The following is a 14,758-nucleotide window of genomic DNA, read 5'->3' as shown; positions in this document are numbered from 1 at the left end:
CCCCGGTCACATAGTTATCTATGCTCCCGGGGATTCGCTCAGTTGCCGCCGCGATGCAGCGAGAATTATTTAGGGGAATTTATCTTTGATTAAACTCGCTCAAATACCGTCGCGATGCCCTGACCTAACCCGATACACATCGTTGCCAGACCAAACTGCACGTCTTTGCGTTCCATCAGGTTGAGCAGGGTGGTGCTGATACGCGCCCCGGAGCAACCCAGTGGGTGGCCCAGGGCGATCGCGCCGCCGTTGAGGTTGATCTTCTCGTCGATCTGCTCCATCAGCCCCAGATCTTTAATGCACGGCAGGATCTGGGCGGCAAAGGCTTCGTTCATCTCAAACAAGCCGATGTCGCTGGTGGAGAGTCCCGCTTTTTTCAGCGCCAGTTTTGAGGCCGGAACCGGACCGTAACCCATGATTGACGGGTCGCAGCCAACAACAGCCATCGAACGAATACGGGCACGCGGCGTCAGACCCAGCTCACGGGCGCGACTTTCACTCATGACCAGCATTGCCGCTGCTCCGTCGGAGAGCGCGGAGGAGGTACCGGCAGTGACCGTTCCGCTCACCGGATCGAACGCCGGGCGCAGGGTGGATAGCGCTTCGACAGTGGTTTCCGGACGAATAACCTCATCATAGTTAAACTGTTTCAGCACACCGTCGGCATCATGACCGCCGGTCGGGATGATTTCGTTTTTAAATGCGCCAGACTGTGTTGCAGCCCAGGCGCGAGCATGTGAACGTGCGGCGAAGGCATCCTGCATTTCACGACTGATACCGTGCATACGCGAGAGCATTTCTGCCGTCAGCCCCATCATCCCCGCAGCTTTTGCTACGTTGCGGCTCATGCCTGGATGGAAATCAACGCCGTGGCTCATTGGTACATGGCCCATATGCTCCACGCCACCAATCAGGCACGCCTGAGCATCGCCGGTCATGATCATACGTGCCGCGTCGTGCAGCGCCTGCATCGAGGAACCGCACAGGCGGTTGACGGTGACCGCCGGAACGGAGTGCGGAATTTCTGCCAGCAGCGCGGCGTTACGGGCAATGTTGAAACCCTGCTCCAGCGTTTGCTGCACACAGCCCCAGTAAATGTCATCCAGCGCGGTTGGCTCCAGCGCCGGATTACGCGCCAGCAGGCTACGCATTAAATGTGCGGAGAGATCTTCTGCCCGCACGTTACGAAACGCGCCCCCTTTCGAACGGCCCATCGGGGTACGGATCGCATCAACAATTACAACCTGTTCCATTGTGACTCCTTAAGCCGTTTTCAGGCTGCCAACCGGGCGGGCAGGCTCAACCTGGGGATAATACGGTTCGTTATGGCGCGCTTTGTCACGCAGACCGGCCGGAACTTCATACAGCGGGCCAAGGTGCTGATACTGTTGAGCCATATCGAGATACTTCGCGCTGCCGAGCGTATCCAGCCAGCGGAACGCGCCGCCGTGGAACGGAGGGAAGCCCAGGCCATACACCAGCGCCATATCGGCTTCTGCCGGGCTGGCGATAATGCCTTCTTCCAGACAACGTACCACTTCGTTGACCATTGGGATCATCATGCGGGCGATAATTTCTTCATCGCTAAAGTCGCGCTTCGGCTGGCTGATATCTGCCAGCAAACCGTCAACGGTGGCATCCTCTTCTTTTTTCGGCTTGCCCTTGTTGTCTTCTTTATAACGCCAGAATCCAAGACCGTTTTTCTGTCCGAAACGGTTAGCATCAAACAGGGCGTCTATCGCGTCGCGATAATCTTTCTGCATACGCTGAGGGAAGCCTGCGGACATCACTGCCTGCGCGTGATGTGCGGTATCAATTCCCACCACGTCCAGCAGATAAGCTGGGCCCATCGGCCAGCCAAACTGTTTTTCCATGACTTTGTCGACTTTGCGGAAATCCGCCCCATCGCGCAGCAGCTGGCTGAAACCGGCAAAATACGGGAACAGCACGCGGTTCACGAAGAAACCGGGGCAATCGTTGACCACAATTGGCGTTTTGCCCATCTGGCTTGCCCAGGCGACAACTTTGGCGATGGTTTCATCCGAGCTTTTCTCGCCGCGAATGATCTCAACCAGCGGCATACGGTGCACCGGGTTAAAGAAGTGCATCCCACAGAAGTTTTCCGGGCGCTTGAGCGCGCTGGCCAGTTCGTTGATTGGGATGGTGGAGGTATTCGACGCCAGTACCGTATCCGGGCGAACTTTGTCTTCAGTCTCCGCCAGCACCGCTTTTTTCACTTTCGGGTTTTCTACGACCGCTTCAACCACCACATCCACACGCTCAAAACCGCTATAGTCGAGGGTTGGATGAATAGTGGAAATCACGCCCGCCATTTTCAGACCGTCAATTTTGCCGCGCTCAAGCTGTTTGTTCAGTAGCTTGGCCGCTTCGGTCATGCCGAGCGTTAATGATTTGTCGTTGATATCTTTCATCACAACCGGCACGCCTTTCCAGGCTGACTGATACGCGATGCCGCCGCCCATAATACCTGCACCCAGCACTGCCGCTTGCTTTGGCGCATCAATATTTTTGGTGAGTTTTTTGGCTTTGGCTTTCACGAACTGATCGTTCAGGAAGATACCAACCAACGCGCGGGCTTCACTGGTGTGCGCCAGTGGCACAAAGCTTTTATTTTCCAGATTCAGTGCTTCTTCACGGCCAAAACGAGCCGCTGCTTCAATGGTTTTTACCGCGGTAATCGGTGCGGGATAATGCTTACCTGCCGTCTGCGCCACCATGCCTTTGGCGATGGTAAAGCTCATAGCCGCTTCAATTTTGCTGAGTTTCAACGGCTCCAGCTTCGGCTGACGTTTGGCTTTCCAGTCAAGGTCGCCGTTAATCGCCTGACGTAATACGGCAATCGCGCCATCAAGCAGTTTGTCTTGCTTCACCACGCCATCGACCAGGCCGATTTTTAGCGCCTGGTCAGCGCCAACATCTTTACCTGCAGCAATGATTTCCAGCGCGCTGTCCGCGCCCAGCATACGTGGCATACGCACGGAGCCGCCAAAGCCCGGCATAATGCCCAGCTTGGTTTCCGGCAAGCCAATGCGCAGGTCCGGCGTTGCCAGACGATAATCGGTTGCCAGGACACACTCGCAGCCACCGCCCAACGCATAGCCATTTACCGCTGAGAGGGTCGGAACAGGTAGATCTTCGAGGCGGTTAAAGACGCTGTTGGCAAAATGCAGCCACTGGCTTAACTGTTCTTCAGGCACGAGGAACAGTGAAAGGAATTCGGTGATATCGGCACCAACAATAAAGGCTGCTTTGTTAGAGCGCAGAAGCAGCCCTTTTAAATTCGGTTGTTTTTCCAGCACATCAAGCGCATGGCCCAGGCTGGCAACGGTGGCCGTGTCGAGTTTATTGACCGAACCAGGGGCATCGAACACCAGTTCGGCGATGCCATCTTCCAGCCAGTCGAGGTACAGGGTGTCGCCTTTGTAAAGCATGTCAGTCTCCTGAATCCGCAAGGTGATCTGGTCATACCAGATGAATCGAAGTGTGTGTTTTATGTTAAAAAAATGCAAATGAATGATTAAAGAAATGACGATTCGATCACGCTCGGCAGAAATCACGCACTCACAAGGCGATGTGCTAAGATGCGGAGACTTGAGGTCAAAAAAACAGAAGGATAGAAAATGGAATCACTGGCCGCTCTCTATAAAAATCATATCGTTACCCTACAAGAACGGACGCGCGACGCGCTGGAACGCTTCAAGCTGGATGCGTTACTTATTCACTCAGGTGAGCTGATTAACGTCTTTCTCGACGATCATCCATATCCGTTTAAGGTTAATCCGCAGTTCAAAGCCTGGGTGCCTGTAACGCAGGTTCCTAACTGCTGGTTGCTGGTGGATGGCGTGAACAAGCCGAAACTGTGGTTCTACCTGCCGGTCGATTACTGGCACAACGTTGAGCCGTTGCCGACCTCCTTCTGGACGGAAGAAATTGAGATCATCGCGCTGCCAAAAGCGGACGGTATTGGTAGTCAACTGCCTGCTGCTCGCGGCAATATCGGTTATATTGGTCCGGTTCCGGAACGCGCACTGCAGCTGGATATCGCGGCCAGCAACATCAACCCGAAAGGGGTGATCGACTACCTGCACTATTACCGCGCCTATAAAACAGATTACGAACTGGCCTGTATGCGCGAAGCCCAGAAAATGGCGGTGAATGGACACCGTGCCGCGGAAGAAGCGTTCCGTTCCGGAATGAGCGAGTTTGACATCAACCTCGCTTACCTGACGGCTACCGGTCATCGTGACACCGACGTGCCGTACAGCAACATCGTTGCACTTAACGAGCATGCTTCGGTTCTGCATTACACCAAGCTGGATCATCAGGCTCCGTCTGAAATCCGCAGCTTCCTGCTGGACGCGGGTGCGGAATATAACGGCTATGCGGCAGACCTGACGCGTACCTGGTCGGCGAAAAGCGACAACGACTATGCGCATCTGGTGAAAGATGTGAATGACGAGCAACTGGCGCTGATTGCCACGATGAAAGCAGGCACCAGCTATGTGGATTATCACATTCAGTTCCATCAGCGCATCGCGAAACTGCTGCGTAAGCATCAAATCATCACCGATATGAGTGAAGAGGCGATGGTAGAAAACGATCTTACCGGGCCGTTTATGCCGCACGGCATTGGTCACCCGCTGGGTCTGCAGGTGCATGATGTTGCTGGCTTTATGCAGGATGACAGCGGTACCCACCTGGCCGCGCCGTCGAAGTATCCTTATCTGCGTTGCACCCGCGTTTTGCAACCGGGCATGGTTCTGACCATCGAACCGGGCATCTACTTTATTGAATCGCTGTTGGCACCGTGGCGTGAAGGGCAACTCAGCAAACACTTCAATTGGCAAAAAATCGAAGCCCTGAAGCCGTTCGGCGGGATTCGTATTGAAGACAACGTGGTTGTCCACGAGAGCAATATTGAAAACATGACGCGGGATTTGAAACTGGCGTAATGGACAGTTGGTTAATCCCTGCGGCGCCGGTTATCGTCGTTGAAGAGATCAAAAAAAGCCGCTTCATTACGTTGCTCGCCCATACGGACGGTGTAGAAGCGGCGAAAGCATTTGTTGAGTCAGTTAAAGCGGAACACCCGGATGCCCGTCATCATTGTGTGGCGTGGGTGGCGGGTGCGCCCAATGACTCGCAACAGCTGGGATTTTCAGACGATGGCGAACCGGCGGGTACCGCAGGCAAACCGATGCTCGCTCAACTGATGGGGAGCGGCGTTGGTGAGATTACTGCGGTGGTGGTGCGCTACTACGGCGGTATCCTTCTCGGTACGGGGGGGTTGGTAAAAGCCTACGGTGGTGGTGTGAATCAGGCGCTGCGCCAGTTAACGACACAGCGCAAGACGCCATTAACCGAATATACTTTGCAGTGTGAGTACGGCCAACTGGCAGGCATTGAAACACTGTTGGGGCAGTTTGACGGTAAAATCGTTTTCAGTGATTACCAGGCATTCGTTCTGCTTCGGGTAGCACTTCCTTATGCGAAAGTGGATGAATTTTCAGCAAAGCTGGCGGATTTTAGTCGTGGTTCATTGCAATTGTTATCGATTGCAGAATAATCCCCACCTCATTTTAAAGAACTAAGGAAGCGGCAGAGATGCATTTTCGCGCCATCACCCGAATCGTTGGACTGCTGGTCATCTTATTTTCGGGGACAATGATTATCCCCGGACTGGTAGCGCTCATTTACCGCGATGGGGCAGGGCGTGCATTCACCCAAACTTTCTTCGTGGCTCTGGCTATCGGCTCCATGCTGTGGTGGCCAAACCGTAAAGAGAAGGGCGAACTGAAATCCCGTGAAGGGTTTCTGATCGTCGTCTTATTCTGGACCGTGCTGGGGAGCGTGGGTGCGTTGCCGTTCATTTTTGCGGAAAGTCCTAACCTCACAATAACCGACGCTTTTTTTGAATCCTTTTCCGGATTAACCACCACAGGTGCGACGACGCTGGTGGGGCTGGATTCACTGCCGCATGCCATTCTCTTTTATCGCCAGATGCTGCAATGGTTCGGCGGGATGGGGATCATCGTGCTGGCGGTGGCTATCCTGCCTATTCTTGGCGTGGGTGGCATGCAGCTCTATCGTGCAGAAATGCCGGGGCCGCTGAAAGATAACAAAATGCGCCCACGTATTGCCGAAACGGCGAAAACCTTGTGGCTCATCTATGTGCTATTGACGGTTGCGTGTGCGCTGGCGCTGTGGTTTGCCGGCATGCCTGCCTTTGACGCCATTGGGCACAGCTTCGCCACCATTGCTATCGGCGGCTTTTCCACACACGATGCCAGTGTGGGGTATTTCGACAGCCCCACGATTAACACGATTATTGCTATCTTCCTGCTGATCTCCGGTTGTAACTATGGCCTGCACTTCTCTTTATTAAGCGGGCGTAGTCTGAAGGTCTACTGGCGCGATCCGGAATTCCGCATGTTTATCGGGGTGCAGCTAACGCTGGTGGCCGTCTGTACGCTGGTGTTGTGGATACATAATACCTATGGGTCGGCGCTCACGACGATCAACCAGGCATTTTTCCAGGTGGTATCGATGGCGACGACCGCCGGATTTACTACGGACAGTATTGCTCGCTGGCCGTTGTTCCTGCCGGTGCTGCTACTGTGTTCTGCGTTTATTGGTGGCTGTGCCGGGTCAACGGGCGGTGGCTTGAAGGTGATTCGTATCTTGTTACTGTTCAAACAGGGTAACCGCGAACTGAAGCGACTGGTTCACCCCAATGCGGTCTATAGCATTAAGTTGGGCAACCGAGCGTTGCCGGAACGAATCCTTGAAGCGGTATGGGGCTTCTTTTCTGCCTATGCGCTGGTCTTTATTATCAGTATGCTGGCAATTATTGCGACCGGTGTGGATGACTTCTCTGCGTTTGCCTCAGTTGTGGCGACGCTGAATAACCTCGGGCCTGGGCTGGGGGTTGTTGCCGACAATTTTGCCAGCATGAACCCGGTGGCGAAATGGATCCTGATTGCCAACATGCTGTTTGGTCGTCTGGAGGTCTTTACTCTGCTGGTGCTCTTTACCCCTACTTTCTGGCGTGAATAATGGAGTAACACGTGAAAACACTGATTCTTTTTTCTTCCCGGGACGGACAAACGCGCGAAATCGCTGAGTATCTGGCTTCTGAACTTAAAGAGCTGGGTGTCTGGGCAGATGTCATGAATTTGCATCGTACCGAAGAGCCTGAGTGGAAAAATTATGACAGTGTGGTGATTGGTGCATCAATTCGCTATGGCCATTACCATTCTGCATTTCAGGAATTTGTGAAAAAGCATGCCACGCAGCTGAATACGATGCCGAGTGCGTTTTACTCTGTAAACCTGGTTGCCCGTAAACCGGAGAAACGCACACCGCAAACTAATAGCTATGCGCGTAAGTTTCTGATGAGTTCACCGTGGCGACCAGACCACAGTGCAGTCATTGCGGGTGCTTTGTTGTATCCCCGCTATCGCTGGTATGACCGCGTTATGATCCAACTTATTATGAAGATGTCAGGTGGTGAAACGGATACGAAGAAAGAAGTGATCTATACCGACTGGGAACAGGTGGCGGGATTTGCCCGGGAAATTGCCCAATTAACCAACAAAACGTTGTTAAAATAAACGCAAAGAATAAAAAACACGCACTTGGAAAATTATTTTAAATTTCCCCTTGTCAGCCTGAAATAACTCCCTATAATGCGCCTCCACTGACACGGAACAACGGCACGCAAGCCGCCGGGTCAGCGGGGTTCCACTGAGAACTCCGGCGAAGAAAGCGAAATTAAATGCTTGACTTCGTAGCGGGATGGCGTAATATGCACACCCCGCGCCGCTGAGAAAAAGCGAAGCGGCACTGCTCTTTAACAATTTATCAGACAATCTGTGTGGGCACTCGAAGATACGGATTCTTAACGTCGCAAGACGAAAAATGAATACCAAGTCTCTGAGTGAACACGTAATTCATTACGAAGTTTAATTCACGAGCATCAAACTTAAATTGAAGAGTTTGATCATGGCTCAGATTGAACGCTGGCGGCAGGCCTAACACATGCAAGTCGAACGGTAGCACAGAGGAGCTTGCTCCTTGGGTGACGAGTGGCGGACGGGTGAGTAATGTCTGGGAAACTGCCCGATGGAGGGGGATAACTACTGGAAACGGTAGCTAATACCGCATAACGTCGCAAGACCAAAGAGGGGGACCTTCGGGCCTCTTGCCATCGGATGTGCCCAGATGGGATTAGCTAGTAGGTGGGGTAACGGCTCACCTAGGCGACGATCCCTAGCTGGTCTGAGAGGATGACCAGCCACACTGGAACTGAGACACGGTCCAGACTCCTACGGGAGGCAGCAGTGGGGAATATTGCACAATGGGCGCAAGCCTGATGCAGCCATGCCGCGTGTATGAAGAAGGCCTTCGGGTTGTAAAGTACTTTCAGCGAGGAGGAAGGTGTTGAGGTTAATAACCTCAGCAATTGACGTTACTCGCAGAAGAAGCACCGGCTAACTCCGTGCCAGCAGCCGCGGTAATACGGAGGGTGCAAGCGTTAATCGGAATTACTGGGCGTAAAGCGCACGCAGGCGGTCTGTCAAGTCGGATGTGAAATCCCCGGGCTCAACCTGGGAACTGCATCCGAAACTGGCAGGCTAGAGTCTTGTAGAGGGGGGTAGAATTCCAGGTGTAGCGGTGAAATGCGTAGAGATCTGGAGGAATACCGGTGGCGAAGGCGGCCCCCTGGACAAAGACTGACGCTCAGGTGCGAAAGCGTGGGGAGCAAACAGGATTAGATACCCTGGTAGTCCACGCCGTAAACGATGTCGACTTGGAGGTTGTGCCCTTGAGGCGTGGCTTCCGGAGCTAACGCGTTAAGTCGACCGCCTGGGGAGTACGGCCGCAAGGTTAAAACTCAAATGAATTGACGGGGGCCCGCACAAGCGGTGGAGCATGTGGTTTAATTCGATGCAACGCGAAGAACCTTACCTACTCTTGACATCCAGAGAACTTGGCAGAGATGCCTTGGTGCCTTCGGGAACTCTGAGACAGGTGCTGCATGGCTGTCGTCAGCTCGTGTTGTGAAATGTTGGGTTAAGTCCCGCAACGAGCGCAACCCTTATCCTTTGTTGCCAGCGGTTCGGCCGGGAACTCAAAGGAGACTGCCAGTGATAAACTGGAGGAAGGTGGGGATGACGTCAAGTCATCATGGCCCTTACGAGTAGGGCTACACACGTGCTACAATGGCGCATACAAAGAGAAGCGACCTCGCGAGAGCAAGCGGACCTCATAAAGTGCGTCGTAGTCCGGATTGGAGTCTGCAACTCGACTCCATGAAGTCGGAATCGCTAGTAATCGTGGATCAGAATGCCACGGTGAATACGTTCCCGGGCCTTGTACACACCGCCCGTCACACCATGGGAGTGGGTTGCAAAAGAAGTAGGTAGCTTAACCTTCGGGAGGGCGCTTACCACTTTGTGATTCATGACTGGGGTGAAGTCGTAACAAGGTAACCGTAGGGGAACCTGCGGTTGGATCACCTCCTTACCTTAAAGAAACGTTCTTTGTAGTGCTCACACAGATTGTCTGATGAAAATTAGCAGTAAGAAAATCTCTGCAGGCTTGTAGCTCAGGTGGTTAGAGCGCACCCCTGATAAGGGTGAGGTCGGTGGTTCAAGTCCACTCAGGCCTACCAATTCTTTCTGATACCGTGTTGTGAAATGACCCGCACAGTCTCAGCAAGAATTAAGGTGAATGAGATAACTACGATGGGGCTATAGCTCAGCTGGGAGAGCGCCTGCTTTGCACGCAGGAGGTCTGCGGTTCGATCCCGCATAGCTCCACCATCTTTACTGCAAAAACACAAGAAAACTTCAGAGTGTACCTGAAAAGGTTCACTGCGAAGTTTTGCTCTTTAAAAATCTGGATCAAGCTGAAAATTGAAACGACACACTGTTTCATTTCTCCGTAATAAGAAATGAAAAATGGTGTGTTCGAGTCTCTCAAATTTTCGCAACACGGTGGTGTTTTACGAAACATCTTCGGGTTGTGAGGTTAAGCGACTAAGCGTACACGGTGGATGCCCTGGCAGTCAGAGGCGATGAAGGACGTGCTAATCTGCGATAAGCGTCGGTAAGGTGATATGAACCGTTATAACCGGCGATTTCCGAATGGGGAAACCCAGTGTGTTTCGACACACTATCATTACGTGAATACATAGCGTAATGAAGCGAACCGGGGGAACTGAAACATCTAAGTACCCCGAGGAAAAGAAATCAACCGAGATTCCCCCAGTAGCGGCGAGCGAACGGGGAGCAGCCCAGAGTCTGAATCAGCTTGTGTGTTAGTGGAACGGTCTGGAAAGTCCGACGGTACAGGGTGATAGTCCCGTACACCAAAATGCACAGGTTGTGAACTCGAAGAGTAGGGCGGGACACGTGGTATCCTGTCTGAATATGGGGGGACCATCCTCCAAGGCTAAATACTCCTGACTGACCGATAGTGAACCAGTACCGTGAGGGAAAGGCGAAAAGAACCCCGGCGAGGGGAGTGAAAAAGAACCTGAAACCGTGTACGTACAAGCAGTGGGAGCCTCTTTATGGGGTGACTGCGTACCTTTTGTATAATGGGTCAGCGACTTATATTCTGTAGCAAGGTTAACCGAATAGGGGAGCCGAAGGGAAACCGAGTCTTAACTGGGCGTTAAGTTGCAGGGTATAGACCCGAAACCCGGTGATCTAGCCATGGGCAGGTTGAAGGTTGGGTAACACTAACTGGAGGACCGAACCGACTAATGTTGAAAAATTAGCGGATGACTTGTGGCTGGGGGTGAAAGGCCAATCAAACCGGGAGATAGCTGGTTCTCCCCGAAAGCTATTTAGGTAGCGCCTCGTGAACTCATCTTCGGGGGTAGAGCACTGTTTCGGCTAGGGGGTCATCCCGACTTACCAACCCGATGCAAACTGCGAATACCGAAGAATGTTATCACGGGAGACACACGGCGGGTGCTAACGTCCGTCGTGAAGAGGGAAACAACCCAGACCGCCAGCTAAGGTCCCAAAGTCACAGTTAAGTGGGAAACGATGTGGGAAGGCACAGACAGCCAGGATGTTGGCTTAGAAGCAGCCATCATTTAAAGAAAGCGTAATAGCTCACTGGTCGAGTCGGCCTGCGCGGAAGATGTAACGGGGCTAAACTGTGCACCGAAGCTGCGGCAGCGACACTATGTGTTGTTGGGTAGGGGAGCGTTCTGTAAGCCGTTGAAGGTGTGTCGTGAGGCATGCTGGAGGTATCAGAAGTGCGAATGCTGACATAAGTAACGATAATGCGGGTGAAAAACCCGCACGCCGGAAGACCAAGGGTTCCTGTCCAACGTTAATCGGGGCAGGGTGAGTCGACCCCTAAGGCGAGGCCGAAAGGCGTAGTCGATGGGAAACAGGTTAATATTCCTGTACTTGGTGTTACTGCGAAGGGGGGACGGAGAAGGCTATGTTAGCCGGGCGACGGTTGTCCCGGTTTAAGCATGTAGGCGGAGGTTCCAGGTAAATCCGGTACCTTTTTAACGCTGAGGTGTGATGACGAGGCACTACGGTGCTGAAGTAACAAATGCCCTGCTTCCAGGAAAAGCCTCTAAGCATCAGGTAACACGAAATCGTACCCCAAACCGACACAGGTGGTCAGGTAGAGAATACCAAGGCGCTTGAGAGAACTCGGGTGAAGGAACTAGGCAAAATGGTGCCGTAACTTCGGGAGAAGGCACGCTGATATGTAGGTGAAGTGATTTACTCATGGAGCTGAAATCAGTCGAAGATACCAGCTGGCTGCAACTGTTTATTAAAAACACAGCACTGTGCAAACACGAAAGTGGACGTATACGGTGTGACGCCTGCCCGGTGCCGGAAGGTTAATTGATGGGGTTATCCGTAAGGAGAAGCTCTTGATCGAAGCCCCGGTAAACGGCGGCCGTAACTATAACGGTCCTAAGGTAGCGAAATTCCTTGTCGGGTAAGTTCCGACCTGCACGAATGGCGTAATGATGGCCAGGCTGTCTCCACCCGAGACTCAGTGAAATTGAACTCGCTGTGAAGATGCAGTGTACCCGCGGCAAGACGGAAAGACCCCGTGAACCTTTACTATAGCTTGACACTGAACACTGGTCCTTGATGTGTAGGATAGGTGGGAGGCTTTGAAGTGTGGACGCCAGTCTGCATGGAGCCAACCTTGAAATACCACCCTTTAATGGCTGGTGTTCTAACGTGGACCCGTAATCCGGGTTGCGGACAGTGTCTGGTGGGTAGTTTGACTGGGGCGGTCTCCTCCTAAAGAGTAACGGAGGAGCACGAAGGTTAGCTAATCCTGGTCGGACATCAGGAGGTTAGTGCAAAGGCATAAGCTAGCTTGACTGCGAGAGTGACGGCTCGAGCAGGTGCGAAAGCAGGTCTTAGTGATCCGGTGGTTCTGAATGGAAGGGCCATCGCTCAACGGATAAAAGGTACTCCGGGGATAACAGGCTGATACCGCCCAAGAGTTCATATCGACGGCGGTGTTTGGCACCTCGATGTCGGCTCATCACATCCTGGGGCTGAAGTAGGTCCCAAGGGTATGGCTGTTCGCCATTTAAAGTGGTACGCGAGCTGGGTTTAGAACGTCGTGAGACAGTTCGGTCCCTATCTGCCGTGGGCGCTGGAGAATTGAGGGGGGCTGCTCCTAGTACGAGAGGACCGGAGTGGACGCATCACTGGTGTTCGGGTTGTCATGCCAATGGCATTGCCCGGTAGCTAAATGCGGAAGAGATAAGTGCTGAAAGCATCTAAGCACGAAACTTGCCCCGAGATGAGTTCTCCCTGAGACTATAAGTCTCCTGAAGGAACGTTAAAGACGATGACGTTGATAGGTCGGGTGTGTAAGTGTAGCGATACATTGAGCTAACCGATACTAATGAACCGTGAGGCTTAACCTTACAACGCCGAAGATGTTTTGGCGAAGAGGCAGACATCAGATTCAGCTTGATACAGATGACATCAGAACGCATAAAGCGGTCTGATAACAGAATTTGCCTGGCGGCTGTAGCGCGGTGGTCCCACCTGACCCCATGCCGAACTCAGAAGTGAAACGCCGTAGCGCCGATGGTAGTGTGGGGTCTCCCCATGCGAGAGTAGGGAACTGCCAGGCATCAAATAAAGTGAAGAAGCCCATCCTGACGGATGGGCTTTTTTACGTCTGTATTTCCGGATAACCAGGCTGTTGTAGGCCTGATAAGCGTAGCGCCGTCAGGCACTCCCGGCGCACATTGCCGGATGCGGCGCAGCGCCTTATCCGGCCTACGGGTGGGTACGCAGCCAACTAACAATAAACTCGACGATGCTGTTTAGATCATTGAGGTCCAGAATCGGCACACCTACATCCAGCGCAACGTCGCTGGCCACCGCAATAGTGTGCTCATCAATAGACAACTCAGCAATGCTGTGCCCTGCCGCTTCACGAAACAGCAATATCTTCGCGACAGGTTCATGCTTAAAGCCTTCAACAAGCACCATATCTAACGTCGAAGCATCCATCCGGCTAACCAGATAGGCCAGGTCCAGTTCGGGCTCTTCAGGTGTTTCAACCATTAACGCCCAACGTTGCTTACTGGCAACCAGCGTTTGCGCCGCTCCGGCTTTGCGTAACTCATAGCTATCTTTACCGGGCTTGTCGACATCCATCTTGTGATGAGTATGCTTAATCAATCCGGGACGTATACCTCTGGCACGTAGTTCCGGGATCAATTTTTTGAGCAGCGTGGTTTTTCCCGTGCCGCTCCATGCCGCAATGGCGAGTAATGGGATCATGATTTTTCCTGCCATTTTGCGAGCTCTTCGGGGGTGTTCACGTTTACGAACGCATCTTTATGATCGCTGAAATCGACAGCATGACCGCCAGCCAGACGCATAAAGACCATAACGCGTCGTTCACCGGACTGAAGATAATCCTGCAGCAAAGGCTGCATAGAGCGGTGCATCAGCGCAATGGTTGGGTGATCTCTTTCACCATCATGCACCCAGACAACCGGTGCAGCTTTGCGCTGTTCCTTCAAACGTGTGACCAGATCGTGAGGAATATAGGGCATATCGCACGGGCAGAATAGAAACCAGTCTCCTGTTTGTTGCAGGAATACCGACAGCATTCCGGCCAGTGGACCAGGATAATCGGCCAATGAATCGGGGATCACTTTCAGGCCGCTTTGCTGGTAAATCTCCCGGTGGCGATTAGCATTGACCACCACGGTTTCGACCTGCAAAGCGAGAATGTCGGCCACATGTCGCCAAAGAGGTTTTCCGTCCAGCTCAAGCAAACCTTTATCGGTTCCGCCCATCCGTCTGGCCTTACCACCTGCCAGCACAACCCCTGTTATTGCACTATCCAGAATCACTGATATCGCCTCTTTTAATGTGGGATTGACCCTGCTAACGTATCCGTATTGAGCCTAAGGAGCACAACCATGAAATGTAAACGTCTGAATGAAGTTATTGAACTCCTCCAGCCAGCCTGGCAGAAAGAACCCGATCTAAACCTGATGCAATTTTTGCAGAAACTGGCGCAAGAGTCAGGTTTTGACGGCGAACTGGCGGATTTAACTGATGACATTCTGATCTATCACCTGAAAATGCGTGACTCGGCGAAAGACGCGGTCATCCCAGGTATTCAGAAAGATTATGAAGAAGATTTTAAAACTGCACTACTCCGCGCACGTGGCGTAATTAAAGAGTAAAAGCTT

Annotated in this window: 9 protein-coding genes, 2 tRNA genes and 3 rRNA genes; 10 read left to right on the top strand and 4 right to left on the bottom strand. The window is 52.7% G+C overall.

Annotated elements, in window-relative coordinates:
* Positions 1-89: 89 nt before the first annotated feature.
* Both fadA and fadB read right to left on the bottom strand, forming a co-directional pair.
* Complete coding sequence (fadA, locus tag G8S19_RS21785) at positions 90-1,253, bottom strand: acetyl-CoA C-acyltransferase FadA (RefSeq protein ID WP_061066935.1); 1,164 nt, start codon at positions 1,251-1,253, stop codon at positions 90-92.
* Between the two features lie 9 nt (positions 1,254-1,262).
* Positions 1,263-3,452, bottom strand: coding sequence for a fatty acid oxidation complex subunit alpha FadB (gene fadB, locus G8S19_RS21780; protein WP_124022104.1), 2,190 nt, complete (start codon positions 3,450-3,452; stop codon positions 1,263-1,265).
* 189 nt (positions 3,453-3,641) lie between these two features.
* Here fadB and pepQ point away from each other — a divergent pair, with 189 nt between their 5' ends.
* The 9 genes from pepQ (at position 3,642) to rrf (ending at position 13,173) form a co-directional block, all read left to right on the top strand.
* A complete protein-coding gene (gene pepQ, locus G8S19_RS21775; protein WP_253685876.1) occupies positions 3,642-4,973 on the top strand; it encodes a Xaa-Pro dipeptidase in 1,332 nt (443 codons plus the stop codon).
* Positions 4,973-5,587: an IMPACT family protein gene (locus tag G8S19_RS21770; protein WP_124022103.1), complete on the top strand. Its 615-nt coding sequence runs from the start codon at positions 4,973-4,975 to the stop codon at positions 5,585-5,587. Before pepQ ends, G8S19_RS21770 begins: the two co-directional genes overlap by 1 nt.
* 38 nt (positions 5,588-5,625) lie before the next feature.
* Positions 5,626-7,077 (top strand): Trk system potassium transporter TrkH, encoded by a 1,452-nt coding sequence (trkH, locus tag G8S19_RS21765; RefSeq protein WP_003017848.1) that lies wholly within the window; start codon positions 5,626-5,628, stop codon positions 7,075-7,077.
* 11 nt (positions 7,078-7,088) lie between these two features.
* The gene (gene hemG / locus G8S19_RS21760; RefSeq protein ID WP_005133225.1) at positions 7,089-7,634 is read left to right on the top strand and encodes a menaquinone-dependent protoporphyrinogen IX dehydrogenase; all 546 of its coding nucleotides are present in this window, start codon (positions 7,089-7,091) and stop codon (positions 7,632-7,634) included.
* 373 nt (positions 7,635-8,007) lie between these two features.
* Positions 8,008-9,549 (top strand): 16S ribosomal RNA (locus G8S19_RS21755).
* Between the two features lie 71 nt (positions 9,550-9,620).
* Positions 9,621-9,697 (top strand) — tRNA-Ile (locus G8S19_RS21750).
* A gap of 75 nt (positions 9,698-9,772) precedes the next feature.
* Positions 9,773-9,848 (top strand) — tRNA-Ala (locus tag G8S19_RS21745).
* A gap of 206 nt (positions 9,849-10,054) precedes the next feature.
* Positions 10,055-12,961, top strand: a 23S ribosomal RNA gene (locus tag G8S19_RS21740).
* A 96-nt stretch (positions 12,962-13,057) separates the two neighbouring features.
* Positions 13,058-13,173 (top strand): 5S ribosomal RNA (rrf, locus tag G8S19_RS21735).
* The 16S, 23S and 5S rRNA genes sit together here with 2 tRNA genes alongside, the layout of an rRNA operon.
* Before the next feature lie 149 nt (positions 13,174-13,322).
* On the opposite strand, the gene mobB is transcribed toward rrf, so the two are convergent.
* Together mobB and mobA are read right to left on the bottom strand one after the other, a co-directional pair.
* Entirely contained in the window at positions 13,323-13,832 is a 510-nt protein-coding gene (mobB, locus tag G8S19_RS21730) for a molybdopterin-guanine dinucleotide biosynthesis protein MobB (RefSeq protein ID WP_115644184.1), read from the bottom strand.
* The gene (gene mobA, locus G8S19_RS21725; RefSeq protein WP_233608947.1) at positions 13,829-14,356 is read right to left on the bottom strand and encodes a molybdenum cofactor guanylyltransferase MobA; all 528 of its coding nucleotides are present in this window, start codon (positions 14,354-14,356) and stop codon (positions 13,829-13,831) included. The genes mobB and mobA overlap by 4 nt, the downstream gene beginning before the upstream one ends.
* Before the next feature lie 126 nt (positions 14,357-14,482).
* On the opposite strand from mobA, the gene G8S19_RS21720 reads away from it, so the two are divergent.
* The gene (locus tag G8S19_RS21720) at positions 14,483-14,752 is read left to right on the top strand and encodes a YihD family protein (protein ID WP_003028616.1); all 270 of its coding nucleotides are present in this window, start codon (positions 14,483-14,485) and stop codon (positions 14,750-14,752) included.
* Positions 14,753-14,758: the final 6 nt, after the last annotated feature.

It is taken from the genome of Citrobacter sp. SX206 (genome assembly GCF_024181025.1).
Taxonomy (GTDB): domain Bacteria; phylum Pseudomonadota; class Gammaproteobacteria; order Enterobacterales; family Enterobacteriaceae; genus Citrobacter; species Citrobacter youngae.
The sequence above is the reverse complement of the archived record's forward strand: the minus strand, read 5'-3'. Positions and strand labels throughout refer to the sequence as shown.

Bases quoted from the DNA above. Each gene is read 5' to 3' on its own strand.
- fadA (WP_061066935.1), bottom strand. From the start codon at position 1,253: ATGGAACAGGTTGTAATTGTTGATGCGATCCGTACCCCGATGGGCCGT.
- fadB (WP_124022104.1), bottom strand. From the start codon at position 3,452: ATGCTTTACAAAGGCGACACCCTGTACCTCGACTGGCTGGAAGATGGC.
- pepQ (WP_253685876.1), top strand. From the start codon at position 3,642: ATGGAATCACTGGCCGCTCTCTATAAAAATCATATCGTTACCCTACAA.
- G8S19_RS21770 (WP_124022103.1), top strand. From the start codon at position 4,973: ATGGACAGTTGGTTAATCCCTGCGGCGCCGGTTATCGTCGTTGAAGAG.
- trkH (WP_003017848.1), top strand. From the start codon at position 5,626: ATGCATTTTCGCGCCATCACCCGAATCGTTGGACTGCTGGTCATCTTA.
- mobB (WP_115644184.1), bottom strand. From the start codon at position 13,832: ATGATCCCATTACTCGCCATTGCGGCATGGAGCGGCACGGGAAAAACC.
- mobA (WP_233608947.1), bottom strand. From the start codon at position 14,356: ATGGGCGGAACCGATAAAGGTTTGCTTGAGCTGGACGGAAAACCTCTT.
- G8S19_RS21720 (WP_003028616.1), top strand. From the start codon at position 14,483: ATGAAATGTAAACGTCTGAATGAAGTTATTGAACTCCTCCAGCCAGCC.